This is a genomic window from Methylobacterium brachythecii, assembly GCF_014196345.1.
Lineage (GTDB): Bacteria > Pseudomonadota > Alphaproteobacteria > Rhizobiales > Beijerinckiaceae > Methylobacterium > Methylobacterium brachythecii.
Map to the genome: position 1 here is coordinate 1 of NZ_JACIDN010000010.1, position 26,331 is coordinate 26,331.

At 64.8% G+C, this 26,331-nt stretch carries 22 protein-coding genes; 3 read left to right on the forward strand and 19 right to left on the reverse strand.

Annotation, left to right across the window (positions count from 1 at the left end):
• From GGR33_RS22145 to GGR33_RS22195, 11 genes are all read right to left on the reverse strand, one after another.
• The coding region (locus GGR33_RS22145) for a GTP-binding protein (protein ID WP_183510054.1) at nt 1-419 on the reverse strand (419 nt) is incomplete at its 3' end.
• 59 nt (nt 420-478) lie between these two features.
• Complete coding sequence (gene fusA / locus GGR33_RS22150) at nt 479-2,554, reverse strand: elongation factor G (protein WP_183510058.1); 2,076 nt, start codon at nt 2,552-2,554, stop codon at nt 479-481.
• 33 nt (nt 2,555-2,587) lie between these two features.
• Complete coding sequence (gene rpsG / locus GGR33_RS22155; RefSeq protein ID WP_183510072.1) at nt 2,588-3,058, reverse strand: 30S ribosomal protein S7; 471 nt, start codon at nt 3,056-3,058, stop codon at nt 2,588-2,590.
• A gap of 109 nt (nt 3,059-3,167) precedes the next feature.
• Nucleotides 3,168-3,539 (reverse strand): 30S ribosomal protein S12, encoded by a 372-nt coding sequence (gene rpsL / locus GGR33_RS22160; protein WP_109895591.1) that lies wholly within the window; start codon nt 3,537-3,539, stop codon nt 3,168-3,170.
• Between the two features lie 432 nt (nt 3,540-3,971).
• Nucleotides 3,972-8,192, reverse strand: a complete 4,221-nt coding sequence (gene rpoC, locus GGR33_RS22165) for a DNA-directed RNA polymerase subunit beta' (RefSeq protein WP_183510079.1) — start codon at nt 8,190-8,192, stop codon at nt 3,972-3,974.
• 167 nt (nt 8,193-8,359) lie between these two features.
• A complete protein-coding gene (rpoB, locus tag GGR33_RS22170) occupies nt 8,360-12,484 on the reverse strand; it encodes a DNA-directed RNA polymerase subunit beta (protein ID WP_183510088.1) in 4,125 nt (1,374 codons plus the stop codon).
• A 255-nt stretch (nt 12,485-12,739) separates the two neighbouring features.
• A complete protein-coding gene (gene rplL / locus GGR33_RS22175; protein ID WP_183510092.1) occupies nt 12,740-13,117 on the reverse strand; it encodes a 50S ribosomal protein L7/L12 in 378 nt (125 codons plus the stop codon).
• 54 nt (nt 13,118-13,171) lie between these two features.
• Complete coding sequence (rplJ, locus tag GGR33_RS22180) at nt 13,172-13,690, reverse strand: 50S ribosomal protein L10 (protein ID WP_183510098.1); 519 nt, start codon at nt 13,688-13,690, stop codon at nt 13,172-13,174.
• 629 nt (nt 13,691-14,319) lie between these two features.
• On the reverse strand, nt 14,320-15,399 hold the full coding sequence (locus tag GGR33_RS22185) for a glycosyltransferase family 61 protein (protein WP_183510105.1): 1,080 nt from the start codon (nt 15,397-15,399) through the stop codon (nt 14,320-14,322).
• An 87-nt stretch (nt 15,400-15,486) separates the two neighbouring features.
• The gene (locus GGR33_RS22190) at nt 15,487-15,795 is read right to left on the reverse strand and encodes a DUF1244 domain-containing protein (protein WP_183510112.1); all 309 of its coding nucleotides are present in this window, start codon (nt 15,793-15,795) and stop codon (nt 15,487-15,489) included.
• A 192-nt stretch (nt 15,796-15,987) separates the two neighbouring features.
• A complete protein-coding gene (locus GGR33_RS22195; RefSeq protein ID WP_183510117.1) occupies nt 15,988-16,779 on the reverse strand; it encodes an N-formylglutamate amidohydrolase in 792 nt (263 codons plus the stop codon).
• Nucleotides 16,780-16,937: 158 nt separating this feature from the next.
• Here GGR33_RS22195 and GGR33_RS22200 point away from each other — a divergent pair, with 158 nt between their 5' ends.
• Both GGR33_RS22200 and GGR33_RS22205 read left to right on the forward strand, forming a co-directional pair.
• The gene (locus GGR33_RS22200) at nt 16,938-18,242 is read left to right on the forward strand and encodes a glycerate kinase type-2 family protein (RefSeq protein WP_183510118.1); all 1,305 of its coding nucleotides are present in this window, start codon (nt 16,938-16,940) and stop codon (nt 18,240-18,242) included.
• Nucleotides 18,208-18,714 carry a DUF1036 domain-containing protein gene (locus tag GGR33_RS22205; RefSeq protein ID WP_183510123.1) on the forward strand — a complete coding sequence of 169 codons (507 nt, stop codon included), beginning with the start codon at nt 18,208-18,210 and terminating at the stop codon, nt 18,712-18,714. Before GGR33_RS22200 ends, GGR33_RS22205 begins: the two co-directional genes overlap by 35 nt.
• 63 nt (nt 18,715-18,777) lie before the next feature.
• Here GGR33_RS22205 and GGR33_RS22210 read toward each other — a convergent pair whose 3' ends face one another.
• Nucleotides 18,778-19,629 (reverse strand): outer membrane protein, encoded by an 852-nt coding sequence (locus GGR33_RS22210; protein ID WP_183510130.1) that lies wholly within the window; start codon nt 19,627-19,629, stop codon nt 18,778-18,780.
• A gap of 401 nt (nt 19,630-20,030) precedes the next feature.
• Here GGR33_RS22210 and pyk point away from each other — a divergent pair, with 401 nt between their 5' ends.
• Nucleotides 20,031-21,467, forward strand: coding sequence for a pyruvate kinase (pyk, locus tag GGR33_RS22215; RefSeq protein ID WP_183510143.1), 1,437 nt, complete (start codon nt 20,031-20,033; stop codon nt 21,465-21,467).
• 139 nt (nt 21,468-21,606) lie between these two features.
• On the opposite strand, the gene GGR33_RS22220 is transcribed toward pyk, so the two are convergent.
• From GGR33_RS22220 to pufB, 7 genes are all read right to left on the reverse strand, one after another.
• Complete coding sequence (locus GGR33_RS22220; RefSeq protein ID WP_183510146.1) at nt 21,607-22,215, reverse strand: tetratricopeptide repeat protein; 609 nt, start codon at nt 22,213-22,215, stop codon at nt 21,607-21,609.
• Nucleotides 22,216-22,294: 79 nt separating this feature from the next.
• Nucleotides 22,295-22,420: a type B 50S ribosomal protein L36 gene (ykgO, locus tag GGR33_RS22225; RefSeq protein WP_003601867.1), complete on the reverse strand. Its 126-nt coding sequence runs from the start codon at nt 22,418-22,420 to the stop codon at nt 22,295-22,297.
• 308 nt (nt 22,421-22,728) lie between these two features.
• Nucleotides 22,729-23,820: a photosynthetic reaction center cytochrome PufC gene (gene pufC, locus GGR33_RS22230; protein WP_183510151.1), complete on the reverse strand. Its 1,092-nt coding sequence runs from the start codon at nt 23,818-23,820 to the stop codon at nt 22,729-22,731.
• Entirely contained in the window at nt 23,817-24,794 is a 978-nt protein-coding gene (gene pufM, locus GGR33_RS22235; RefSeq protein WP_183510157.1) for a photosynthetic reaction center subunit M, read from the reverse strand. The genes pufC and pufM overlap by 4 nt, the downstream gene beginning before the upstream one ends.
• 15 nt (nt 24,795-24,809) lie before the next feature.
• Nucleotides 24,810-25,634, reverse strand: a complete 825-nt coding sequence (gene pufL, locus GGR33_RS22240; protein ID WP_183510162.1) for a photosynthetic reaction center subunit L — start codon at nt 25,632-25,634, stop codon at nt 24,810-24,812.
• Nucleotides 25,635-25,855: 221 nt separating this feature from the next.
• Nucleotides 25,856-26,041: a light-harvesting antenna LH1, alpha subunit gene (gene pufA, locus GGR33_RS22245; protein ID WP_183510168.1), complete on the reverse strand. Its 186-nt coding sequence runs from the start codon at nt 26,039-26,041 to the stop codon at nt 25,856-25,858.
• A 13-nt stretch (nt 26,042-26,054) separates the two neighbouring features.
• Nucleotides 26,055-26,285: a light-harvesting antenna LH1, beta subunit gene (gene pufB / locus GGR33_RS22250; protein ID WP_183510173.1), complete on the reverse strand. Its 231-nt coding sequence runs from the start codon at nt 26,283-26,285 to the stop codon at nt 26,055-26,057.
• Nucleotides 26,286-26,331 lie beyond the last annotated feature (46 nt).

The following is a 26,331-nucleotide window of genomic DNA, read 5'->3' on the forward strand; positions in this document are numbered from 1 at the left end:
AGGTCGACCTTGTTCAGGAACACCACCAGCGCCGGCACGCCGACCTGGCGGGCGAGCAGGATGTGCTCGCGGGTCTGCGGCATCGGGCCGTCGGCCGCCGACACCACCAGGATCGCGCCGTCCATCTGCGCCGCGCCCGTGATCATGTTCTTCACGTAGTCGGCGTGGCCGGGGCAGTCGACGTGGGCGTAGTGGCGGTTGGCCGTCTCGTACTCGACGTGAGCCGTCGAGATCGTGATGCCGCGTGCCTTCTCCTCGGGAGCCTTGTCGATCTGGTCATACGCCGTGAACGACGCGCCGCCCGACTCCGCCAGAACCTTCGTGATCGCCGCCGTCAGCGACGTCTTGCCATGGTCGACGTGGCCGATCGTGCCGATGTTGCAGTGCGGCTTGCTGCGGTTGAATTTTTCCTTGCCCATCGGAGCCTCCTGAAAGTCGAATGTCTATTGCGGAAGAAGAAGTGCTTCAGGCCTGAGCCTTAGGCGTACTTGGCGATAACCTTGTCGGCCTCGCCGCGCGGCACTTCCTCGTAGTGATCGAATTGCATCGTGAAGCTGGCGCGACCCTGCGAGAAGGAGCGCAGTTGGTTCACGTAGCCGAACATGTTGGCGAGCGGCACCATCGCATTGATGACGTTCGCATTGCCGCGCATGTCCTGGCCCTGGATCTGGCCACGGCGGGAGTTGAGATCGCCGATGACCGAACCAGTATATTCTTCCGGCGAGACCACCTCGACCTTCATCACCGGCTCGAGCAGCACCGAACCGCCCTTCTGGAGCGCTTCGCGCAGAGCAGCGCGAGAAGCGATTTCGAAGGCCAGTGCCGAGGAGTCGACGTCATGGTACGCGCCGTCGATCAGCTCGACCTTGATGTCGACCACGGGGAAGCCGGCGAGCACGCCAGCGCCGAGGACCGAGTTCAGGCCCTTTTCGACGCCGGGGATGTACTCCTTCGGCACCGCGCCGCCGATGATCTTCGACTCGAAGGCGAAGCCGGCACCCGGCTCGTTCGGCTCGACCACGAACTTCACGCGAGCAAACTGACCGGTACCGCCGGTCTGCTTCTTGTGCGTGTAGTCGATCTCCTGGCGACGGGTCAGCTTCTCACGGTAGGCCACTTGCGGCTGACCGATATTCGCATCGACCTTGTAGGTGCGGCGCAGAATGTCGACCTTGATGTCGAGGTGGAGCTCGCCCATCCCGCGAAGGATGGTCTGGCCGGATTCCTGGTCGGTCGAGACGCGGAAGGACGGATCCTCGGCGGCGAGCTTCTGGAGCGCGATACCGAGCTTCTCCTGGTCGGCCTTCGACTTCGGCTCGACGGCGATCTCGATGACGGGCTCGGGGAACTCCATCTTCTCGAGGATCACGGCCTTGACCGGATCGCAGAGCGTATCGCCGGTGCGGGTATCCTTGAGACCGGCCAGAGCGACGATGTCGCCAGCAAAAGCCTCCTTGATGTCCTCGCGGTTGTTCGCATGCATCAGGAGCATGCGGCCGACGCGCTCTTTCTTGTCGCGCGACGAGTTGATGACGTTGGCGCCAGCCTCGACCTTGCCTGAATAGACGCGGCAGAAGGTGATTGTGCCAACGTGGGGGTCATCCATGATCTTGAAGGCGAGCATGGAGAAGGGATCTTCGTCGGTCGGGTGACGGACGACTTCTTCCTCGGTTTTGAAATCGAGGCCCTTGATCTCACCGCGATCGGCGGGAGACGGCAGATAATCGACGACCGCGTCGAGCAGCGGCTGGACGCCCTTGTTCTTGAAGGCCGAGCCGCAGAGCACCGGATGGAAGGCGCGCAGCTGCACGGCGCGGCGCACGAGCTTGCGCAGCGTATCGGCGTCCGGCTCCGTGCCGTCGAGATAGGCGGCCATCGCGTCGTCATCGAGCTCGACGCAAGCCTCGATCAGCTTGGTGCGGTACTCGACGGCCTGATCGGCGAGATCGGCCGGGATTTCTTCCTCGTCGAAATTCGCGCCGAGGGCTTCACCTGACCAGACGATCGCCTTCATCTTGATGAGGTCGACGACGCCACGGAAGGTGTTCTCGGCACCGATCGGCAGCTGCAGGCAGACCGGCTTGCCGGCCACGCGCTTGATAATGTCGTCGACGCATTTGAAGAAGTCGGCGCCGATCTTGTCCATCTTGTTGACGAACACGATACGCGGCACGTCGTACTTGTCGGCCTGACGCCAGACGGTCTCGGTCTGCGGCTCGACGCCCTGGTTTCCGTCGAGAACGCACACGGCACCGTCGAGCACGCGCAAGCTGCGCTCGACTTCGATGGTGAAGTCGACGTGGCCGGGGGTGTCGATGATGTTCAGACGCTTCTCACGCCAGAAGCACGTCGTCGCGGCAGACGTGATCGTGATGCCACGCTCCTGCTCCTGCGCCATCCAGTCCATCGTGGCGGCGCCCTCGTGGACTTCGCCGATCTTATGGGACTTTCCGGTGTAGTAGAGGACGCGCTCGGTCGTCGTCGTCTTGCCGGCATCAATGTGGGCCATGATGCCGAAGTTACGGTAGTCCTCGATCTTATGGCTGCGGGCCATCGGGGTCTCTCCGAAAAAGGGGGCTTAGGCCAGTTACCAGCGGTAGTGCGAGAAGGCGCGGTTGGCTTCCGCCATCCGGTGCGTGTCTTCGCGCTTCTTGACGGCGTTGCCGCGATTGTTGGCGGCATCGAGCAGCTCTGCCGACAGGCGCTCGACCATGGTGCGGTCGTTGCGGCCACGGGCAGCCTGGATCAGCCAACGGATCGCGAGAGCCTGGCGGCGCTCGGTGCGAACCTCGACGGGAACCTGGTAAGTCGCGCCGCCGACGCGGCGGGAACGCACCTCGATTGCCGGAGCGACGTTTTCGAGAGCAGCCCGGAAGACCTCGATCGGGTTAGCGCGGGCGCGGTTCTCGACGATCTCAAAGGCACCGTAGACGATGCTCTCGGCGACAGACTTCTTGCCCTCGTACATGATCGAATTCATGAACTTGGTCAGGACGATGTCGCCGTACTTGGCGTCCGGGATGATTTCGCGCTTCTCGGCAGAGTGACGACGAGACATGGGGTCGAGCCTTGTATTCGTAAAATCGTCTTAAGCACCCCGCGCAGGCCGCCTCAGCTCGAGAGCCGGCAGCATCCTTACGAGGCCGTGGAAATATTGGATCCGGATCTTACTTCGGACGCTTGGCACCGTACTTCGAACGACGCTGCTTGCGGTTCTTGACGCCCTGAGTGTCGAGCACGCCGCGCAGGATGTGGTAGCGCACGCCCGGAAGGTCCTTCACGCGACCGCCGCGGATCATCACCACGGAGTGCTCCTGAAGGTTGTGGCCCTCGCCCGGGATATAGCCGATCACCTCGAAGCCGTTGGTAAGACGGACTTTGGCGACCTTACGCAGAGCCGAGTTCGGCTTCTTCGGGGTCGTCGTGTAGACGCGGGTGCACACGCCACGCTTCTGCGGGCAGGCGTCGAGCGCTGGCACCTTGTTGCGGGCCTTCTGGGCCTTACGCGGCTGGGCGATCAGCTGGTTGATCGTCGGCATTCTCTGCCCTCATCCCTCGGGTCGCTCGGTGGCGCCCCTGATCTTCGAACTCTCGACCCCTCGCGGAGCCGACGGCAAAACGAACAACGCCAGAGGCCGATGCCGGCCTTTGGCGTATTTGAGGCAGAGGATCACGCCGTATGAGGGCGCGTTCGTACCCACGGATCTGACAGAAGTCAGGTTATGTGAGCCTCGGCGGTGGCCCGGCGACGGTCATTCGAAGCAATGCTTCGCACCGTCGGAGACTCTTGGCCAACCGAAGTGACGCGTCTCTACGCGGGGATTCGTAGGACGTCAACGGCTCGGCAAGATATTCTTCTCAAAGGGGCCGAGACTTCGGACGAACGTGCCCGTCGACGGTCCTTCGAAGGTCAACGAAACGAAAAAGGGCGACCCGAAGGCCGCCCTTTCTTCTATCGATCAGGCTCAACTCTACTCGGCCGCGGCCGGCGGCAGCTCGCCGACCGGCGCCGGATTGCGGGCCGCGTGCTCATCGGCGCGCTGCTTCAGGATCAGGCTGTCGCGACGGCGAGCGATCGACTTAATGTCGGCCACCAGTGAACCGGTGCCCGCCGGGATGAGCGAGCCGACGATCACGTTCTCCTTCAGGCCTTCGAGCGTATCGACCTTGCCGTTGACCGCCGCCTCGGTGAGGACGCGGGTGGTCTCCTGGAACGAGGCCGCCGAGATGAACGACTTCGTCTGCAGCGAGGCCTTGGTGATGCCGAGCAGAACCGGCACGCCTTGGATCGGCTTCTTGCCCTCGGCGAGAAGCTTCTCGTTGAACTCCGCAAACTCGGTCCGGTCGATCTGGTCGCCCGGGATGATGTCCGAGTCGCCGCCGTCGGTGATCTCCACCTTCTGCAGCATTTGCCGGACGATCACCTCGATGTGCTTGTCGTTGATGAGCACGCCCTGGAGCCGGTAGACCTCCTGGATCTCGTTGACGAGGTAGGCAGCGAGCTCCTCCACGCCCTTGATCGCCAGGATGTCGTGCGGCGCCGGGTTGCCGTCGACGATGTAGTCGCCGAGCTCGACCACGTCCCCGTCCTGCAAGTGTATGTGCTTGCCCTTCGGGATCAGGTACTCGACGTTCTCGCTGCCGTCATGCGGCGTCAGCGAGAGGCGGCGCTTGTTCTTGTAGTCGCGCCCGAAGGCGATGGTGCCCGACTTCTCGGCGATGATCGCCGCATCCTTCGGACGACGTGCCTCGAAAAGCTCCGCCACCCGCGGCAGACCGCCGGTGATGTCGCGGGTCTTGGCCGATTCCGACGAGACACGCGCCAGGATGTCGCCCGCCTTGATCTTGGTGTCGGGATCGACGCCGATGATGGCCTCGACCGGCAGCAGGTAGCGAGCCTCGGAGCCACGCGGCAGCTTCAGGGGCTTGCCCTCCGAGTCGACGATGACCATCGCCGGCTTGAGGTCGGAGGTCCTCGGCGAACCACGCCAGTCGATGACGACGCGCTTTGAGATGCCGGTCGACTCATCGGTGGTCTCAGTGATCGACTGACCGTCGTAGAGGTCCTCGTAGGCGACGATGCCATCGATTTCGGAGACGATCGGACGAGTATAGGGATCCCATTCGGCGATCCGCTGCCCGCGCTTGATCTTGTCACCCTCGTCGACGCGCAGCTTGGCGCCGTATTGCAGACGGTGAACCGCCCGCTCGGCCCCGTCGGCACCGAGCACGACGACCGCCACGTTGCGCCCGGTGGCGATGAGGTCGCCATCCGAGTTCTTGGCGATCGAGCGATTGCGGATCGTGATCGTGCCTTCGAAGCTGGATTCGACGAAGGACGAGTCGGCGATCTGGGCCGCGCCACCGATATGGAAGGTACGCATGGTGAGCTGGGTGCCCGGCTCGCCGATCGACTGTGCGGCGATGACGCCGACGGCCTCGCCCATATTGACGGGCGTACCGCGGGCGAGGTCGCGCCCGTAGCAGGTGGCGCAAACGCCGCTCTTGGTCTGGCAGACCAGAACCGAGCGGATCTTCACCTCCTGGATGCCGGCCGCCGTGATGGCCGGAAGGTGCTTCTCCTCGATGGTCTCGCCGGCGGCAACGATGACGCTTCCGTCGGCAGCGGTCAGCGGATCGGCCGAGGCGCGACCCAAGATGCGGCTCGACAGCGGTGCCACGACCTGGCCGGCATCGATGATGGCGCGCATCTTGATGCCGTTGGTCGTGCCGCAATCTACCTCACGGATGACCGCGTCCTGCGCCACGTCGACGAGGCGGCGCGTCAGGTAGCCGGAGTTGGCGGTCTTCAACGCCGTGTCCGCCAGGCCCTTACGGGCGCCGTGGGTGGAGTTGAAGTACTCGAGAACGTCGAGGCCTTCCTTGAAGTTCGAGATGATCGGGGTCTCGATGATCTCGCCCGAGGGCTTGGCCATGAGTCCGCGCATCGCGGCGAGCTGCTTCATCTGCGCCGGCGAACCACGGGCACCGGAGTGGCTCATCATGTAGATCGAGTTGACCTGCTTGTCGGCACCGTCCTCGTCCTTCTGAACGGAGGAAATGCGCAGCATCATCTCGGCGGCGAGCTTGTCCGAGCACTTGGCCCAGGCATCGACGACCTTGTTGTACTTCTCGCCCTGAGTGATCAGGCCGTCATTGTACTGCTGCTCGTAATCCTTCACTAGCGAGCGCGTGGTGTCGACGATCGACCACTTGTTCTCGGGGATGACCATGTCGTCCTTGCCGAACGAGATGCCGGCCTTGAACGCGTGGGTGAAGCCGAGCGCCATGATGCGATCGCAGAAGATCACCGACTCCTTCTGACCGCAGTGGCGGTAGACGGTGTCGATCATTCCCGAGATTTCCTTCTTGGTCATCAGCTTGTTGACGACGTCGAAGGGCACCTTGGCGTGCTTCGGCAGCGCGCCGGACAGGATCACGCGGCCCGGAGTGGTGTCGTAGGTCTTGGTCAGCGGCTCGCCGTCCGGACCAATTCCGCTCCAGCGCCACTTGATCTTCGAATGCAGCTTCACGGTCTTGGCCGCCAGCGCATGCTCCAGCTCGCCGACGTCGCCGAACACGCCCTGCATCGGGTTCTGCTTATTGTCCGGCTGGAACGCGCCGATCAGGCCTTCGCCGACGATGGAGAGGTAGTAGAGGCCGAGAACGATGTCCTGCGAGGGCACGATGATCGGCTGACCGTTGGCCGGGTGCAGGATATTGTTCGTCGACATCATGAGGACGCGCGCTTCCAGCTGCGCCTCGAGCGACAGCGGGACGTGCACGGCCATCTGGTCGCCGTCGAAGTCCGCGTTGAACGCCGCGCAGACGAGCGGATGCAGCTGGATCGCCTTGCCTTCGATCAGCTTCGGCTCGAAGGCCTGGATGCCGAGGCGGTGGAGCGTCGGAGCGCGGTTGAGCATCACGGGATGCTCGCGGATCACCTCGTCAAGGATGTCCCAGACCTCGGGCTTCTCCTTCTCGACGAGCTTCTTGGCTTGCTTGACTGTGGCCGAGAAGCCTTTGGCGTCGAGGCGCGCATAGATGAAGGGCTTGAACAGCTCCAGCGCCATCTTCTTCGGCAGACCGCACTGGTGCAGCTTCAGCTCCGGACCCACCACGATGACCGAGCGGCCCGAATAGTCGACGCGCTTGCCGAGCAGGTTCTGGCGGAAGCGGCCCTGCTTGCCCTTCAGCATGTCGGCGAGCGACTTCAGCGGGCGCTTGTTGGCGCCCGTGATGACGCGACCACGGCGGCCGTTGTCGAACAGCGCGTCGACGGCCTCCTGAAGCATGCGCTTCTCGTTGCGGATGATGATGTCCGGCGCGCGGAGTTCGATCAGCCGCTTCAGGCGGTTGTTGCGGTTGATGACGCGACGGTAGAGGTCGTTGAGGTCCGACGTGGCGAAGCGGCCGCCGTCAAGCGGAACCAGCGGGCGCAGGTCCGGCGGAATGACGGGAACAACCGTCAGGATCATCCACTCGGGCTTGTTGCCCGAGAGCTGGAACGCCTCGATGATCTTGAGGCGCTTCATCAGCTTCTTCGGCTTCAGCTCGGAGGTCGTCGTCGCGATCTCCTCCTTGAGCGAGGCCGCGATGCCTTCGAGGTCGAGTTCCTGCAGGATGCGCCGGATCGCCTCGGCGCCGATCATCGCCGTGAAGCTGTCCTCGCCGTATTCCTCCTGTGCGCGCAGGTACTCTTCTTCCGTCAGGAGCTGACGCTCCTTGAGGGGGGTGAGGCCCGGCTCGATGACGCAGTAGGACTCGAAGTACAGGATGCGCTCGAGGTCCTTGAGGGCCATGTCGAGCAACAGGCCGATGCGGCTCGGGAGCGACTTTAGGAACCAGATGTGGGCGACGGGAGCGGCTAGCTCGATATGGCCCATGCGGTCGCGACGGACGCGCGCCAGGGTGACCTCGACGCCGCATTTCTCACAGATGACGCCCTTGTACTTCATGCGCTTGTACTTGCCGCACAAGCACTCGTAGTCCTTGATCGGTCCGAAGATGCGCGCGCAGAACAGGCCGTCGCGCTCGGGCTTGAACGTCCGATAGTTGATCGTCTCGGGTTTCTTGATCTCACCGAACGACCACGAGAGGATCTTCTCGGGAGACGAGATCGAGATCTTGATCTGGTCGAAGCTCTGCGGCTGAGACTGTTGGTTGAAAAGGTTCATGACCTCTTGGTTCATGATCCGCTCCTTGTTCGCGTGAGACCCCGCGCCTGGGTGTCACGACTGAAATCATGTGGCGCCGCGTCCGCCCGGACGCCGCTGGCCGTCAGTGTGGAAGGCTCTTCCCCTCCCCGCTCAGACCGTGCCGGGTCATGTGACCCGGCACGGGAGCTGCCGTCGCTAGCTTACTCGGCTGCCTCGGCCGGCGGCTCGAGCTGATCGTTCGCGTTCTTCTTGGTGGAGGTGAGCTCCACGTTGAGGCCGAGAGAACGCATTTCCTTGACGAGCACGTTGAAGGACTCGGGGATGCCCGCCTCGAAGGTGTCGTCGCCGCGCACGATGGCCTCGTACACCTTGGTACGGCCGGCCACGTCGTCCGACTTCACCGTGAGCATCTCCTGCAAGGTGTAGGCCGCGCCGTAGGCCTCCAACGCCCAGACCTCCATCTCGCCGAAGCGCTGGCCGCCGAACTGCGCCTTGCCGCCCAGCGGCTGCTGGGTGACAAGCGAGTACGGGCCGATTGACCGCGCGTGGATCTTGTCGTCCACGAGGTGGTGAAGCTTGAGCATGTAGATGTAGCCCATCGTCACCTTGCGGTCGAAGGCCTCGCCGGTGCGTCCGTCATAGAGCGTCGACTGGGCCGACCGGTCGAGACCGGCCATTTCCAGCATCTGCTCGATGTCGGCTTCCTTCGCGCCGTTGAAGACCGGGGTCGCCATCGGCACGCCGCGGCGCACGTTGTTGCCAGCCTCGGCGAGGTCCTCGTCGGACAGCCCTTCGAGCTCGGACGGCGAGTAGATCGCCTCCATCTCGGTCCGTAGGGGCTTGATGTCCTGCGTCTTGAGATAGGCGTCGACCGCCTTGGAGACCTTCCGGCCGAGGCCCGCGGCGGCCCATCCGAGGTGGGTCTCCAGGATCTGACCGACGTTCATGCGCGAGGGCACGCCCAGCGGGTTCAGCACGATGTCGGCATGCGTACCGTCCTCGAGGAACGGCATGTCCTCGATCGGCACAATCCGCGACACGACACCCTTGTTGCCGTGACGGCCGGCCATCTTGTCGCCCGGCTGGATCTTGCGCTTCACCGCCACGAAGACCTTGACCATCTTCATGACGCCGGGGGGCAACTCGTCGCCGCGCTGCAACTTCTCGACCTTGTCGAGGAAGCGCTGTTCGAGGCGCTTCTTCGACTCGTCGTACTGCTTCTGCATCGCCTCGATTTCCGTCATCAGACGGTCCTCGACGACGGCGAACTGCCACCATTGCGAACGCGGATACTCGCTGATCTCCTCGCGGGTCAGCTTGGTGTCCTTCTTGAAGCCCTTCGGGCCAGCGATCGGCGACTGGCCGATCAGGACGTCCGACAGACGGGCGTAGGTGTTGCGGTCGAGGATGGTCTGCTCGTCGTCGCGGTCCTTGGCGAGACGCTCGATCTCCTCGCGCTCGATCGCCTGAGCACGCTCGTCTTTGTCGACGCCGTGGCGATTGAACACGCGGACTTCGACGATCGTGCCGGTGACACCCGGCGGAACCCGCAGCGACGTGTCGCGAACGTCCGAGGCCTTCTCGCCGAAGATGGCGCGGAGCAGCTTCTCCTCCGGCGTCATCGGGCTCTCGCCCTTCGGCGTGATCTTGCCGCAGAGGATGTCGCCAGCGTGAACCTCGGCGCCGATATAGACGATGCCGGCTTCGTCGAGGTTCTTGAGAGCCTCTTCCGAGACGTTCGGGATGTCGCGTGTGATCTCCTCCGGACCGAGCTTGGTGTCGCGGGCCATCACCTCGAATTCCTCGATGTGGATCGAGGTGAACACGTCATCCTTCACGATCCGCTCGGAGAGCAGGATCGAATCCTCAAAGTTGTAGCCGTTCCACGGCATGAACGCGACGAGCACGTTGCGGCCGAGCGCGAGCTCGCCGAACTCGGTCGAGGGACCGTCGGCGATGATCTCGCCCTTCTTCACCGGCTCTCCGACACGCACCAGCGGCTTCTGCGTGATGCAGGTCGACTGGTTGGAGCGCTGGAACTTCTGCAGGCGGTAGATGTCGACGCCGGGCTTGGTTGCGTCGGCCTCTTCCGTGGCGCGGATGACGATACGGGTGGCATCCACCTGATCGACGATGCCGGAACGGCGCGCGGCGATGGCGGCGCCGGAATCGCGGGCGACCACGGCCTCCATGCCGGTGCCGACGAATGGAGCGTCAGAGCGGACCAGCGGCACCGCCTGGCGCTGCATGTTCGAGCCCATCAGCGCGCGGTTGGCGTCGTCGTTCTCGAGGAACGGGATCAGCGCGGCCGCGACCGAAACGAGCTGCTTCGGCGACACGTCCATGAGGTCGACGCGATCGGGCGTGACCACCATGACCTCGCCTGCGCGACGGCAGACCACGAGGTCCTCGGTGAGCTTGCGGTTCGCGTCCATCTGCGCGTTGGCCTGGGCGACGTGATACTTCGCCTCTTCCATTGCGGAGAGATACGAGACCTCGTTTGTCACCACGCCGTCCTTCACCTTGCGGAAGGGCGTCTCGATGAAGCCGTATTTGTTCACGCGCGCGAAGGTCGCGAGCGAGTTGATGAGGCCGATATTCGGGCCTTCCGGCGTCTCGATGGGGCAGATACGGCCGTAATGGGTCGGGTGCACGTCGCGCACCTCGAAGCCGGCGCGCTCGCGGGTCAGACCGCCCGGGCCAAGCGCAGAGAGACGGCGCTTGTGGGTGACTTCCGAAAGCGGGTTGGTCTGGTCCATGAACTGCGAGAGCTGCGACGAGCCGAAGAACTCGCGCACGGCGGCAGCTGCCGGCTTCGCGTTGATCAAGTCCTGCGGCATCACGGTGTCGATGTCGACGGACGACATCCTCTCCTTGATGGCGCGCTCCATGCGTAGGAGGCCCAGGCGGTACTGGTTCTCCATGAGCTCGCCGACCGAGCGCACACGGCGGTTGCCGAGATGGTCGATGTCGTCGATCTCGCCCTTGCCGTCGCGCAGGTCCACGAGTGCCTTGACGACCGCGAGCATGTCCTCTTTGCGAAGGGTGCGCACGGTGTCCTCGGCGTCGAGGTCGAGGCGCATGTTCATCTTCACGCGGCCGACGGCCGAGAGGTCGTAGCGCTCCGGATCGAAGAACAGCGAGTGGAACATCGCTTCCGCCGTCTCCAGCGTCGGCGGCTCGCCGGGGCGCATGACACGATAGATGTCGAACAGCGCGCCCTCGCGAGCCGAATTCTTGTCCACGGCGAGCGTGTTGCGGATGTAGGGGCCGACATTGACGTGGTCGATGTCGAGCACCGGCAGGTCTTGGATGCCAACCTCATCGAGACCGTCGAGCAGTTTCTCGGAGATTTCGTCACCCGCCTCGGCGTAGATCTCGCCGGTTTTCAGGTTGACGAGATCCTCGGCGATGTACTGGCCGACGAGGTCTTCGTTGGTCTGCTTGAGGAACTTGGTGCCCTTCTCGGAGATGAGGCGCGCGTTGCGCACGTTCATCTTCTTGCCGGCCTCGAGCACGACCTCGCCGGAATCGGCGTCGATCAGGTCGACGGTGGCCTTGAAGCCCTTCAGGCGCTCGGGGTCGAACGGCACGCGCCAATCGGCCTTGTCACGGGCATACGTGACACGGTCGTAGAAGGTCGAGAGGATCTCTTCGCCGTCGAGACCGAGTGCGAAGAGCAACGAGGTCGCCGGGATCTTACGCTTACGGTCGATGCGGACGTAGACGATGTCCTTGGCGTCGAACTCGGCGTCGAGCCAGGAACCGCGATACGGGATGATACGCGCGGCGAAGAGCAGCTTGCCCGACGAGTGGGTCTTGCCCTTGTCGTGGTCGAAGAACACGCCCGGCGAGCGGTGCATCTGCGAGACGATGACGCGCTCGGTGCCGTTGACGATGAAGGTGCCGTTATCCGTCATGAGCGGCATGTCGCCCATGTAGACGTCCTGCTCCTTGATGTCCTTGACGGACTTGGCGCCCGTATCCGGATCGACATCGAATACGATCAGGCGCAGCGTCACCTTGAGGGGTGCCGCGAAGGTGATGCCGCGCTGGCGGCACTCGTCGACGTCGTATTTCGGCTGCTCGAAGGTGTAGCGCACGAACTCGAGGAGCGCGGTGGCCGAGAAGTCGGAGATCGGGAAGACCGACTTGAAGACGCTCTGCAGGCCTTCGTCGCCGCGGCCGCCCTCGGGCTCGTCTACCATCAGGAACTGGTCGTAGGACGCCTTCTGAACCTCGATGAGGTTCGGCATCTCTGCCACTTCCTTGATCTTGCCGAAGAACTTGCGAATGCGCTTCCGACCGACCAGCGTGTTGGCCATGTGATCTCGCTCCACCTAACCCGCGTAAAGGTGCCCGGGGAAAGTGCCCTTCCCGCTCCGGGCCGTGAGACGTGCCCCGCCGGACCGCCCCACCCAAACTTCAATCTCGGTCTTCTGTCGCCCGCCGAACCACCCCGATCCGCAGGCCGCCGGAAGCGGCGTCAGCCCGCGAGCCGGTAGGGCTCGCGGGCATCTGGTGCCGGACGTCCCGAGGGAAGTCCGGAAATGATGGGCCTGATGCAGCCCACCCGGTTCTTACTTGAGCTCGACCTTGGCGCCGGCCTTCTCGAGAGCGGCCTTGAGCTTGTCGGCCTCTTCCTTGTTGACGCCTTCCTTGACGGGCTTCGGAGCGCCTTCGACGAGGTCCTTGGCTTCCTTGAGGCCGAGGCCGGTGATCGCGCGGACCTCCTTGATGACCTCGATCTTCTTGTCGCCGGCGGCGGCGAGAACGACCGTGAACTCGGTCTGCTCTTCCGCAGCAGCGGCAGCGCCACCAGCAGCCGGGCCGGCGGCGACGGCAACGGCAGCAGCGGCGGAGACGCCCCACTTCTCTTCGAGCATCTTGGCGAGGTCAGCGGCCTCGAGGACGGTCAGCGACGACAGGTCGTCGACGAGCTTGGCAAGATCAGCCATGTGAGATTTCCTTATAGATCGGTTTGAACGGTTTGATTTTAAAGGGCGACTGCCTCAGGCAGCCTCGTCCTTGGTGGCATAGGCCCCGAACACGCGGGCGAGCTTGGACGCCGGCGCATTGACGACCTGGGCGATCTTGGTCGCGGGAGCCTGGATGAGGCCCACGATCTTGGCGCGCAGTTCGTCGAGGGACGGGAGCGAGGCGAGGGCCTTCACACCATCCGGGTTCAGGGCAGTCGTTCCCATGGCGCCGCCGAGGATCACGAGCTTGTCGTTGGCCTTGGCGAAATCCACCGCCACCTTGGCAGCCGCGACCGGATCGCTCGAATAAGCAAGCAAGGTCGGGCCCTTCAGGAGGGGCTTGATGGAAGCGACGTCAGTGCCATCGAGAGCGATGCTGGCGAGGCGGTTCTTGGCGACTTTCACGGTGGCGCCGGCCTGCTTCATCTGCGAGCGCAGCTTCTGCATGTCGGCGACCGTGAGGCCTTTGTAGTGGGCCACGACGACGACGGCGTTCTTGGAGAACACGCCGTTGAGCGTCGAGACGAGATCAGCTTTAGCTGTCCTGTCCACCTGGGCTCTCTCCGGTTCTGGCGGAACCTCGGGGAGGATCCGCCGGTTGCAACATGCCGCCCGGAAACGGTTTCGGCTAAAAGCCGGAACCGTCCGAACGACGCTTCACGGCCCTGTCCCCTAACGCCGCGCCGAAAGCGCTTCGCCATGGGCGAGATGGTTCAAACCGATGCCCCTCCTCCGCGGAAACCGCGTAAGGTGGAGCGTGTCGAAAACTCGGTCTTCCCCGTCTGTGCAGGCGCTTTAAGGATTAAGCCGGCGAGCCGGCCCCTGCAGTCTCGGACAGGACATGGCCGGATGAGGCTTCCGAGGCGGATGCCCCGAAGTCCTTCCGGCCATCGCCGCCTAGTTTCCCGGGCGACATCTCGAATGGAAATCGGCCGATCGGCCGAACTCCTTCAAAAAGGTGAATTCGTGGAGGGGGGTCTATAGAGCCTAGCAAGGCGCCTGCCAAGTCCCTGACCGCGGCAAAACGGTCGCAACCCGGACATGTGCACCGCGCACGGCGCATCCGGCGGCCGTGTCGCTTCGTTTTGGAGGCGGCGACCGATCAATCTCTCTCGCTGCCGTGAAGCTCCGACGCGTGCGAGCGTTCCCGTACCACCGTGTCGCTCGCGATGGCTCGATCGTCAGGCTGCGATGCTTGAGAGGTAGACATCCAGAAAAGTTGAAAGCTCGCTCGTTTTCACCTTCTGGCCTTCTTGATCCCAGATTCCGTCGGGATCCTGCCAAAGCGGCACATGAAGGGCGCGAAGCTCTCGTAGTATCTCGATGGCGGTCTGGGTGGGAACCGGACGGGTGTCCAGAAGGAGGCTGCGCGTGCCGCGTTTTGCGAACGCGAGCAGATGGGCGTGCGAGCCATCGCTCGACGCGACGAGATCGGCTCCCTGCATCAGTCGGATCACATCGTGGGGCGCGAGGTCCTGCGGATGCACGATCGCGAAACCGTGCTCCCGGAACACGTCTTCCAATTCGTGCTCGTTGGCGATGCGTCGATTCTCGTGCCAGCGACTGCGCGAGACATAAATACGCGGTGGTGCGGCTGTCTTAAGCTTGGAGGTCCAGCGTGCCGCGAGCGTGCGCGGCCGCTTCAGTTCGGTGATCAAGTGATCGATCACCCGGCCCATCAGGGGATGAACGTATTCGTGATAGATCGACAAAGGCTCCGGGTAATAGAGCAGGTCGACTTTAAAATCCTCATCCGCGAGAAGAAGGTTGCGTCGGCGGACACTGAGAGCCGCAAGCGAGTCGCGAAATATCGGATACGTGCCGAATACGCCGAGATCGAAGTCGCGCGACGGATGAAAGATGACCGGGACAGGCTCGCCTTTGTCGAAGTTCCGAGGAAAATCGATCTGCAGCCATAGCCGAGCAGCCGACTCAAACAGGAAGTGTCCCAGGATTAGGAACAACATCCCGCCGTAGATGGCCCGAGGCACGCGTCGTGCGCCCGCACAGCGGGACTCTGGCAGAGTCTCCGGATCGATCGGCTGATCGGCGTCCGGATCGAGCCGAAGGGACGAGCGGATGAGCCGGCGATCTGTATCGTAGACGGCTCCCGTGAACCGCCCGGGCAACGGGTATGTAGTCCGCGTGACGAACGCGTTTGAAACGAGGTGGAGGCGGACCTCACGCGTGCCGACGTATCCGTAGGTCGCGGCTAGGTGGGCGGTCCACTCTTCCGACTTGCGCAGGAGCGTCGAAGGCACGCGAGCGTCGATCTTCCTTCTCCTTTGCAAGACTTGCGTGCCAGGGCCTGGGATGCCGCGAAGAAGGTGCTCAGGCCGCTACTCCCGTCAATTCTCCTTTGTATGCCCGTCGGCGAATTTCGCCTGCTGTTCCGCAGTCGCCTCCGTCTGATGCTGCCGCTTCCAGTCTTCGTACGGCATTCCGTAGACATGCTCGCGGCTGGCATCCTTGCTGATCGCTAGGCCGCGCTCGTCGGCGGCTTCCTTCAGCCAGTTCGACAGGCAATTCCGGCAGAATCCCGCGAGGTTCATCAGGTCGATGTTCTGCGCGTCCGGCCTCCCCTGCAGATGCGCCACCAGGCGCCGGAACACTGCGGCCTCGAGTTCGGTCTGGGTCTGGGATGATATGTCGTTCATGGATGGGCGCCTCTTCGATCGAGCGCATGTGGCGCGTCTCGGGCGCGCTGCCAAGCGGTCTCGATGCGGCAACTGGCGGCTCGAATTTTTGGCGGCCGCAGCGCCAACGATGAGTCACCTAATCTGCCAGGCCTCCGCCAGCGCGCGTTTCAGCGCAGAAATCTCGGCAAATTTTCTTTGGCGCGGTGAGGATCAGGCGAGCATTGGCCGCATCAACCCGGCGAACCGTTGCGCCCATTCCTCGATGCCGGGCTCGTCCAGCAGGAGATCCTGTCGGATTTCGACGAGCGCGTTCGGGAGCTTGCGCGCAGTGGCGTGTCGGTCGACGGTGTCGCCGGGGAGGCCGCCACCGTAGGGCGCGTTATCGCCTACCGTGAGTCCGGCCGGATCGGCCTGCAATGCCTCGATCAGCGGCCGACTCAGGCGTTCGTCGCGATCGTAGAGGATGCCGACCTGCCAGGGCCGCTCGATGCCGCGCCAATAGCGGGTGAAGCTGTGCATGGTCAGGATCATCGGCGGCTTGCCAGCCGCCTGCGCCTGGCCGACGGCCGAGTCGATCGCCCGATCGTAGGGTGCATAAAACCGGCGGATCCGCTCGGCGACACCGTCTGCATCGATGCGGGCGTTGCCGGGCACGATAGCGCCGTCCGAGAGCCGCATCACCAGGGTCGGGTCGGCACGGCCGCGGTTCGGATCGATCACCAGCCGCGAGAACATGGTGAGGACGGCCGGCACGCCGAGGAGGCCGGCCAATCGGCGCGTTACCGCTGCCGCGCCTATGTCGTAGGCGATGTGACGCCCGAACTCGTGCTCGGCGACGCCCAGGCGGTCGAGGTCGTCCGGCACTGCGTTCGAGGCGTGGTCGCACAGGATCAGCAGGCCGCGCCGCGCGTCACCGGGAATGACCTCGACGGGCTGCTCGGGGCGTTCGAGCGTTTGGGCGGCGTTGGGGAATGGAGCGCGGAGGGCTGCGGATGTCGGCATGAGGCTTATCTGGGCCGGCCGCGCGTCTTCAGTAGTCCCCGAAGCCATGCGTGACCGGTGCCGGTCGAATGTCGAGCCGAAATCTTGCCGTGGCCGGCCGGCTCGGGCATGGCACGATCAGAAAAGGTTTTCGAAGAAGCCGCTGCGAGGACGCCTGCATGACCGCTCCCTCCCCCGACGCGTCCGCCATCCGTGAGTTGCTCGGGAGCCTGCTCGACGCGGGCATCGCGGCCGCGCATCCTCGCAAGTGCCTGGTCGGTCACCTGCCGCCGCCGGTGCCGGGGCGACTGATCATCCTGGGTGCCGGCAAGGCAGGCGGCAGCATGGCCGCAATGGCGAGCCGTTTCTATCGCCAGGAGCACGGGGTTCCGGAGGAGCGCATTCTCGGTCTCGCCGTGGCGCGTCACGGCTATGGCGAGGACGCACCGGGCATCCGTATGGTCGAGGCAGGTCACCCGGTGCCCGACGCCGCCGGCATCGAGGCAACGAAGGAGGCCCTGCGCATCGCGTCGCTGGCGGGACCGGACGACGAGGTGCTGGTGCTGCTCTCGGGCGGAGGCTCGGCGAACTGGATCGCGCCCGCCGGTGACCTGACGCTCGAAGAGAAGCAGGCCATCACCAAGGCGCTGCTGCGCTCGGGCGCGCCGATCAACGAGATCAACTGCGTTCGTAAGCATCTCTCGCGGATCAAGGGCGGCCGCCTTGCGGTCGCGGCCAAGAACGCCCGCCGCATCCTGACGCTCGCGATCTCCGACGTGCCGCACGACGATCCTTCTGTGATCGCGTCTGGCCCGACCGTGCCCGATCCTTCGACGCTGGCCGAGGCCCTGGCGATCTGCGAGCGCCGCGGCATCGCCCTGCCGGCTTCCGCGCGGGCGCTCCTCACCGACCCCACCAACGAGACACCGAAGGCCGGCGACCCGGCCTTCGCGCGGGCCGAGTATCGCATCGTCGCTCGGCCGATCGACGCCCTAGAAGCCGCCGCTGCCGCCGCCCGTGCCGCTGGCTACGAGCCGGTGATGCTGGGCTCCGACCTCGAAGGCGAGGCACGCGAGGTTGCAGCCGAGCACGCCCGGCTCGCTCGGGACGCTAAGGCGGCGGCCCGTAAGGTTGCACTGATCTCCGGCGGTGAACTCACCGTGACGATCCGCGGCGAGGGCGATGGAGGTCCGAACCAGGAATACGCGCTGGCGCTCGCCATCGCTCTCGATGGTGAGGAGGGCATCGCCGCCATCTCCGCGGATACCGACGGCACCGACGGTGGGCGTGGCAAGGCGACGGACCCGGCCGGTGGCCTGATCGATTCCACCACGCTAGCGCGGGCGCGAGAGCAAGGGCTCGATCCGGCTGCGATGCTGACGGACAACGATTCGACGCGATTCTTCGCGATGATCGGAGACCTCGTTCAGCCGGGCCCGACGCGTACCAATGTCAACGACTGCCGCATCATCCTCGTCGGCTGAGCCTTTGCCCGAAACCGCGAGGATCAGCGTTTCCCGGTCGAGCCGAGGGCTGGCCTTGGCCGGCATCCTCGCCGTGTCATCGCTCGCCACGGCCGGCCCGGCTCGGGCCGACCTGCGTATGTGCAACCTCACCGGCAGCAAGATCGGCGTCACGCTCGGCTACCGTGATCCGCAGGGCTGGGTCACCGAGGGCTGGTGGGATCTCAAGCCGAAGGATTGCGGCACGCTGCTCAAAGGCACGCTCTCGGCGCGATTCTACTACGTCTACGCCGTGGACTTCACGCGAGGCGGAGAGTGGAGCGGTCGCGCCATGATGTGCACGCGGGACACCGCCTTCACCATCCGCGGCGTCGAGGACTGCCTCGCCCGGGGCTACGACCGAAACGGTTTCATCGAGGTCGATACCGGCGAGCAGAAGAGCTGGACGATCCAGCTGACCGATCCCGGCCAGCGTCTCGGCGGCCATCCGTAGATCCAAAAAGAAAAGGCGGCTCTCGCAGGAGAGCCGCCCTCGTCTCGACGTTCGTGGCGGAGATCAGCCGCCGAACTTGTAGTTGAAGCCGACGCGCACGAGATTGCCTTCGTCGCGGAAGCGAACGCGGTACCCAGGCGCCGTGAAGCCCGGCTGATTGGCGGCGAAGATGCTGTGGCTGCCGAGATCGTAGTGCAGGTATTCGGCCTTCAAGGTCACGGCATTGGACTTGATTCCGAGATACTTGCCGACGCTCAGATAGTTCAGGAAGCTGTCCTCGGGGATCGCGTATTCCACACCACCGCCATAGGCGAAGCCGGTGCGGAACGAGCGCTCGCCGCCGGTGTAGCGGAGGGCCGCGCCAACGCCGGGGCCGTAGAAGTCGGCCGAGTTGTCGACGCTACCGAAGGCAAGACCACCGGTGCCGTAAACCAGGAAGCGGTCCCAGGCATAACCGACGCGGCCGGTCACGGTGCCGAGATACTCGAGGCCCTGGCCGTACCGGCTGACGTTGCCGGCGGTGCTCGTGGAGAAAGAGTTGCGGTGCTGGTCGACCCAGTCGATGTTCACTGCAGCACCGACGACGATGCCGGATCCAGGGGTGAACTGGTAGTTATATCCACCGCCACCGCCGATGTTGGCGAGGCCGTCGTAGCTCCGCAGAGCAACGTTCCGCGTGCGCTGACTGCCGTCGGCGACGCCAGCGTCGAGCACCGCGCTCGGCGAGGTCGTAGTAGCCCGCGAGCGGTCGTTCCACACGTAGGTCGTCTCAAGTCCTGCATAGAAGCCGGTCCAGGTGAAGACCGGAACCGGCGTGAAGACGGGCGGCGGCGCGGCGCGGCGCGGCAGGTCGGCGGCGGATGCGGTGCCGGTCGCGAGCGCCAGAGCAGCAGTCGCCAGCAGAAGCTTCTTCATCGGAATAGCCCCTAAGGGATGGAATCTGCCGCCACCATATGGCGAAGCTTTCACCTCAGATATGGCTCTGCAGCCACAGTGAGGCGCCAACCATCCAAACGCGGTCCAGTCGACGTCATTTTCCGGCTTCGCGGCCGTCGGCGCGCGGCGGCTTCTTGTCGCCATTCGCAACCAACGACGATCATTGCTGCGACGCAGCACGAATCGAGGGTGTTCAGTCGGCTGCGGGCAGCGATTGGAGCGCCCGCAGTCCGGGCCTTGACGCACGACCGGCGAAAGGTGTTGTGGCGCGCGACGTTCTCGTCCGGCCATCGGCGCCATTGCGCTGGATCATCGCCGGGCCGTTCCCGCGGTCACAACGATCTCCGCCGGGTCCTAAACGGGCATGGAGGGACAGTAGAGTGAAGCGCGCACGCCGTACCAAAATCGTCGCCACCCTCGGGCCGGCCTCCGATACGCCGGAGATGATCACCAAGCTGTTCCATGCTGGAGCAGACGTCTTTCGCCTCAACATGAGCCATCTTCCCAAGGAGAAGTTGCCGGAGAAGGTCGAGGTCATCCGCACCATCGAGCGCGAGGCCAAGCGGCCGATCGCGATTCTGGTCGACCTGCAGGGACCGAAGCTGCGCGTCGGTGCCTTCGCTGAGGGCTCGGCGCATCTCGAACGAGGCGCAAGCTTCGTCCTCGACAGCGATCCCACGCCGGGCGACGTCGACCGCGTCTACCTCCCCCATCCCGAGATCCTCGCCGCAGTCGAGCCGGGTCATGCCGTGATCATCGATGACGGCAAGCTCAGGCTGCATGTGGTCGAGGTCAGCGAGGGCCGCGTCGTGACGCGGGTCGACGTCGGTGGCCGGATCTCGAACCGCAAGGGCGTCTCGCTTCCCCATACCGTGCTGCCGGTTCCGGCAATGACAGACAAGGACCGTGCGGATCTCGAAGCCGGACTGAACGCCGGCGCCGACTGGATCGCCGTCTCCTTCGTGCAGCGTCCCGAGGACATCGCCGAGGTGAAGGAAATCGCGGCCGGCCGAGCCTTGATCATGGCCAAGATCGAGAAGCCACAGGCGCTGACACGCCTCGACGAAATCATCGAGGTCTCGGATGGCATCATGGTCGCCCGCGGCGATCTCGGCGTCGAGATGCCGCTGGAGCAGGTGCCGGGCGTCCAGAAGCGCATCACCCGCGGTGCGCGCCGTCTCGGAAAGCCGGTCGTCGTCGCGACGCAGATGCTCGAATCGATGATCACGGCCCCAGTGCCGACCCGCGCCGAGGTTTCGGACGTGGCGACCGCCGTCTACGAAGGCGCTGATGCAGTGATGCTCTCTGCCGAGAGCGCGGCCGGTGCCTATCCGGTCGAGGCGATCCAAATGATGAGCCGCATCGCCGAACAGGTCGAGCGCGACGCTCTGTACTGGACGATCCTGACCGCACAGCGCTCGGAGCCCGAGGCGACCGACCCCGATGCCATCGCCGCAGCAACCCATCAGATCGTCGAGGCGTTGAACCTCCGCGCCGTGATGGCCTGGACGAGCTCGGGCTCGACCGTCCAGCGACTCGCCCGCTCACGGCCCAATGCCAGCATCATCGCGCTGACGCCGAAGCGAGAAACTGCCCGGCGGCTGGCCATGGTCTGGGGAACCCATCCCATCGTCACCAAGGACGCCAGCGACGTCGACGACATGGCGTTCCGCGCCGCCAAATTCGCGATCCGCGAGGAATTCGCCGCCGTCGGCGATCAGGTCATCGTCGTGGCCGGCGTGCCCTTCGGGACGCCGGGCGCCACGAACATGGTGCGGATCGCCCACGTGACCCGCGAGCACGCAGCGCAGGTTTGACGCGCGTTTAGCGCTTTCTCCGTCATTGCGAGCGCAGCGAAGCAATCCAGGATAACACCCGCGACGTCCGCGTGTCGGCCCTGGATTGCTTCGGCGTCGCCTCGCAATGACGGTTTAGGATCGATGAGGCGACGCCGGCTCAGAGATCGCGCCCGTCGACGTCGGGCGCCAGTCGCTCGATCGCCTTCTTCAGCTCGTCCCATTGAGGATAGATCGCCTCTGCCCGGCGAAACGCATCGAGAGCGCGGCGGTTGTCGTCGGCAGCGAGGTAGAGCTTGCCGAGCGCTGCCCAGGCTTCGAAATGGCGCGGCTCCAACACCAGGGCTCGCTCGAGATCGGTGATGGCGCTCCTCGAGTCTGAGAGGCGCCAGAACAGGGTCGCGCGCCGATTCCAGCCCTCGGACCACGCGGGCTCCAGCGCCAGGGCACGGTCCATCAACTCGACGGCCAGCGGCACGTCGTTGCCGGACATCGCCTGACGGGCGCGCTCGGTCAGGACGTCGGCGGTGGCGCTGCCAGAGCGCGAGAGTCGCCGCTCGATCAAACCCGCGATGCCCTTGGCCTCGGCGGGATCATCCGCCTCCTTGAGACGGGCATAAAGGTCGTCGAGCGTGACCGGAGGGTGCGCCTTGCGCTCCTGCTCCGGCTTGGGGGCGGCGGCGAGAACCTGCCCAGCCGGCATCGCCATCACCCCGACGGCGAGCAGGATGCGGGAGAGCGCCGAGAGGCTGGTTCGCGCGAGCATCATCTGCCCGAAGCTGTCACGCCGCGGGTCCTGCCGTCAACGCGCCCTCATGAAGATGAGGGCGCGCGGTTGGCCTCGCGGCTCAGCCCTGGCGAGCCTTGAAGCGCTTCTGGGTCTTGTTGATGACGTAGACGCGGCCCTTGCGGCGCACGAGCTGGTTGTCGCGGTGACGGCCACGCAGCGACTTGAGTGAGTTACGGATCTTCATCTTTGTCCACTCGGCGCGGGCTGCCCGGCCGCCTGTCGTTTGGGTATCGTGAGGGACGGGATGCCGCAAAGGCGCCCCGGCGATGGCAGATCACGCATCGCGGAAAGACGGTGCCCTTATCAGAGACCAGGCTGCACAGGCAAGGCTCGTCGGTTCGACAAATCGAAGACGGAGGTCGCTCCCGCCCCCGTCGGGCGTCTCGATCTTGCTATCGAAACCATCGTGCCCGCACGCGCCAATCCACGGCGGCCACCAGAGGCTCCTGGCGGCCGCCGTGGATTCGATCGCGGCCCAATTCGGGCGCTGCCCTATTTCGGGGCGTCGGCGGGAGGCGAGGCCGGTTGCGGCTTTGCATCTGCTGCAGAAGCGGTCGCCTTGGCCAGTTCCGGATAGCTCTCGATCACATGGGCACCGTTGAGCGGCTTGGGCTGGCCGTTGTGGCAGGTGCCGCAGCCGATTTTCGGCACGTCACCGTTCGGCCCGAGCCGGTTTTCCGGGAAGGTGCCTTTGAGCGGCTCGAGGTAGTCGCCGTTGAGCGCGCGCACCATCCGGATGCCGTGCCAGGCGTTCACCCGCTGCGGGGTGCTTTGGGGCCATTGCGACATGGCCCGGGTGTTGTGGCAGTAGGTGCAGTTCACGCCGAGCGACTGCGACATGTGCATCATCAGTCCGTAGGTCTTTTCCGCGTCCTGGATCGATTTGCCCTTGCCCTCCGGCAACGCCGTGGTGGCGTTCACGCGGATGGCATTGTCGTCGAGGCCCTTCTTGCCGAGGAACTCCGTCAGCGTGTCGTAGGGCAGCGAGGCGAGGCCGACTTCGGGCGAGGCCATGTTCTGCCCGTTGTTACGCGGCTCGGTCAGTCCCTTCGCCGTCAGGCCCGGATTCTCGAACCAGACGTTCTTCGGCACCGGCTGGCCGCGATGGCAGGTGAAGCAGGTCACGCCGGCCTCGTGGACGTGCTTCTCCTTCCACTCGCCGTTGATGGCCTGGGTCATCTGCAGCATCCGCCGGGCGACCTTCTTCTGATAGAGGTCGTCCGAGGCCATGTTCTCGGTGTTGTGGCAATAGGTGCAGCCCTGCTCGGGCGCGACCCATTCGGTGATCGAGGTCATCACCCGGTTGAACTGTTCGGTCGAAAGATCCTTCAGGACCTGGACGTTATGATAGGTAGTCCCGGCCTTGTCGCCGTCCGCGCTCGCCGGATCGGCGGCCGCGGGGGCCTGGTTGGCCGCCTGGTCGGCGGCGGCTTCCCGCTTGGTCTGGATCTGGTCCATCCCGGTGCCGCGGAAGCCGTGCTGCTGGGCCGCGATCGGAGGAAGGCTCCAGCCTGCCGTACCGAGCATGGCGATGGTGAGGAAGGCCGCGACGGTGACGCCCGCGACGACGACGAGGCTCTTCATGGCACGTTCCCCCCGGCATTGAGCGGATCGACGACCGGTCCGAAGACCTGCGGGTAGGCCGGCGCGACGCCGTGCTTCACGGCCCAGAGGTACCAATTGTCGACGACCGTGCCGGTGAGCAGGATGCCGATGCCGCCAGTCAGTGTGGTGAGCACGGCGAACCACCAGGCCCAGCGATGGATCGACTCCATCGTGGCGTTCCAGCCCATGGTCCAGCGCCAGAACAGGGCAGCCCGCTCGGAGGCCGTGCCACGGCTGACGATCTGGTCGATCTCACGCTCCGAGCCGTAGCGGCTCGTGGCCAGAATCGTCGCGCCGTGCATGGCGAAGAGCAACGTCGACCCGTACAGGAACGCGATCGAGAGCATGTGGAACGGGTTGTAGAAGAGGTTGCCGTAGCGGAGCGAGAACGCGGCGGTCCAATCGAGATGCGGGAAGATTCCGAAGGGTACCGCCTCGCTCCACGAGCCCATCAGCAGCGGCCGGATGAAGCCGAGGACTAGGTAGAGCCAGATCGCCGAAGCGAAGGCCCAGGGCACGTGGGTGCCGATGCCGAGCGCCCGGGCGCGTCGGTACATCCGAAGCCACCAGAGCAGGATCGACGAGGTCAGGAAGAAGCCAGTGATCAGCCACCAGCCGCCCTTTGCCAGCGGCGGCAGGATCTTGAGCCCGTATTCCGGGCGCGGCGGCTCCAGGGCCAGCCAGGGCAGCTGGCGCACGAACTGGATTGGATCCCAGTTCACCGAGGCCAGCATGTTGAGGCCGATGATCTCGAAGGCGATCAGGAAGCAGACCGCCGAGAGAATGCCGAGATAGCCGCCGTAGATCGGACCGACCTGGCTGTTGCCGAAGAGGCCGGCAATGTAGCTTGTGAAGGGCTTTCCGACGCGGTGGTCGACCGCGACCGGCACTCCCTGTTCCGGATGGATCGGCCGGACTTGGACCTGCGTGAAGATGTTCTGGTAGTAGGCCATCGTCTTCGAGCCCCCTCAGCGCCAGACCGGAAGATTGAGCCACCAGCCCCACCATTCGGGCCAGCCGCGCGTCCAGAACGGTCCGCTGATGATGATGCAGACCGCGCTCCAGAACCCCGCCGAGAGCGCCAGGAACAGACCGAGCCGGTGGATGCCGAGCGTGCCGATCGAGTAGCCGATGGTGTCGCGGAAGTAGGTGTCCTCGTGCTCCGGGGTCTTCACCACCTCGCCCTTGGGCGGATTGGTGGAGGCCAGGATCAGGGAGCCGTGCAGGGCGAGCGCGAAGGTCGTCGTGAAGAAGAACGACACCGCCAGCATGTGCGCCGGATTGTAGTGGAAGTGCAGGTACTGGTAGCCGGTGTTCGATACCCAATCGAGGTGACTGAGGATGCCGTAGGGGAAGCCATAGCCCCAGGCGCCCATCAGGAAGGGCCGGATCACCACCAGCGAGACATAGGCGAAGATCGCCACCCCGAACGCGAAGGGCACGTGGTAGCCGATGCCGAGCTTTCGGCAGATCTCGACCTCGCGCAGGGCCCAGGAGACGAAGGAGCCGATCGCGCAGAAGGTGATGATCTGCCAGAGGCCGCCCTCCTTCAGGGGCGCCAGGGCGAGCCCGTATTTGAGATCGGGCGGCGCGATGTTAATCTGCCAGATGTTCCAGGTCGGCCCGATCGCCGCACCGTAGACGATCAGCGCGGTCCCGAGGATCGCGAAGAACAGGGTCGTCACGCCGAAGAAGCCGACAAAGAACGGCCCGACCCAGAAATCGAACAGGTCTCCGCCGACGAGCGTGCCGCCGCGGACCCGGTATTTCCTCTCGAAACTCAGCATCGCCATGGCGGACACCTTCGGGTTGGACCGTCGGGGTCGTTGACGCTGGGGAACGGCCGCATCGGGCGCTCGCGCCGCGTCAACGTCTCGTGAAAAAGCCGTCTCCCAACTCGGCCCGGAACCGGCCGTCTCGGGGAGATCTTCGACCGCGGGCGGGCACCGTCAGGCCGGCGAGGCCCGTCCGCGGGTTGGCAACGGCGTATGGCGCCGCCGCAAGGTGGCGCCCCTCAGGAGGGCATCGTCTGCAGGACGAGCGAATGCTCGTTGGCCGCGGACTTCTTGCCACCCTCCAGCCAGTTGAACCGGTCGGTGCTGAGCAGGATGAAGTGGATCAGCAGGGCCAGGATGAACAGGAAGGTGAAGAGCGCGACGAGGGTCCGCCGCGGATCGAAGAGAAGCCAGATCTTGTGCATGGTCCGGCTCTCCTCAGCTGATCATCGACACGAGGCCGTGAGCGGCCGTCGTGACGCCGTCGAGCGCCGCGTAGCCCTTCGGCCCTGGAAGCCAGGGGCGCCACATCCACACCAGGATGTGCGCGACCACGGCGATCGCCGTGAAGATGATGAAGCTCGTCAAGAAGATCGCGTGGAACTCCTTGGCTTCAGGTTCCGTCAGCCCGGATAGGCTGCTCGGTCTCTCGGGTACTCCGTTGACCATCGGTCGAACCTCCGTTTGTCTTGGCCGCGCCTTTCAGAAGCGCGAC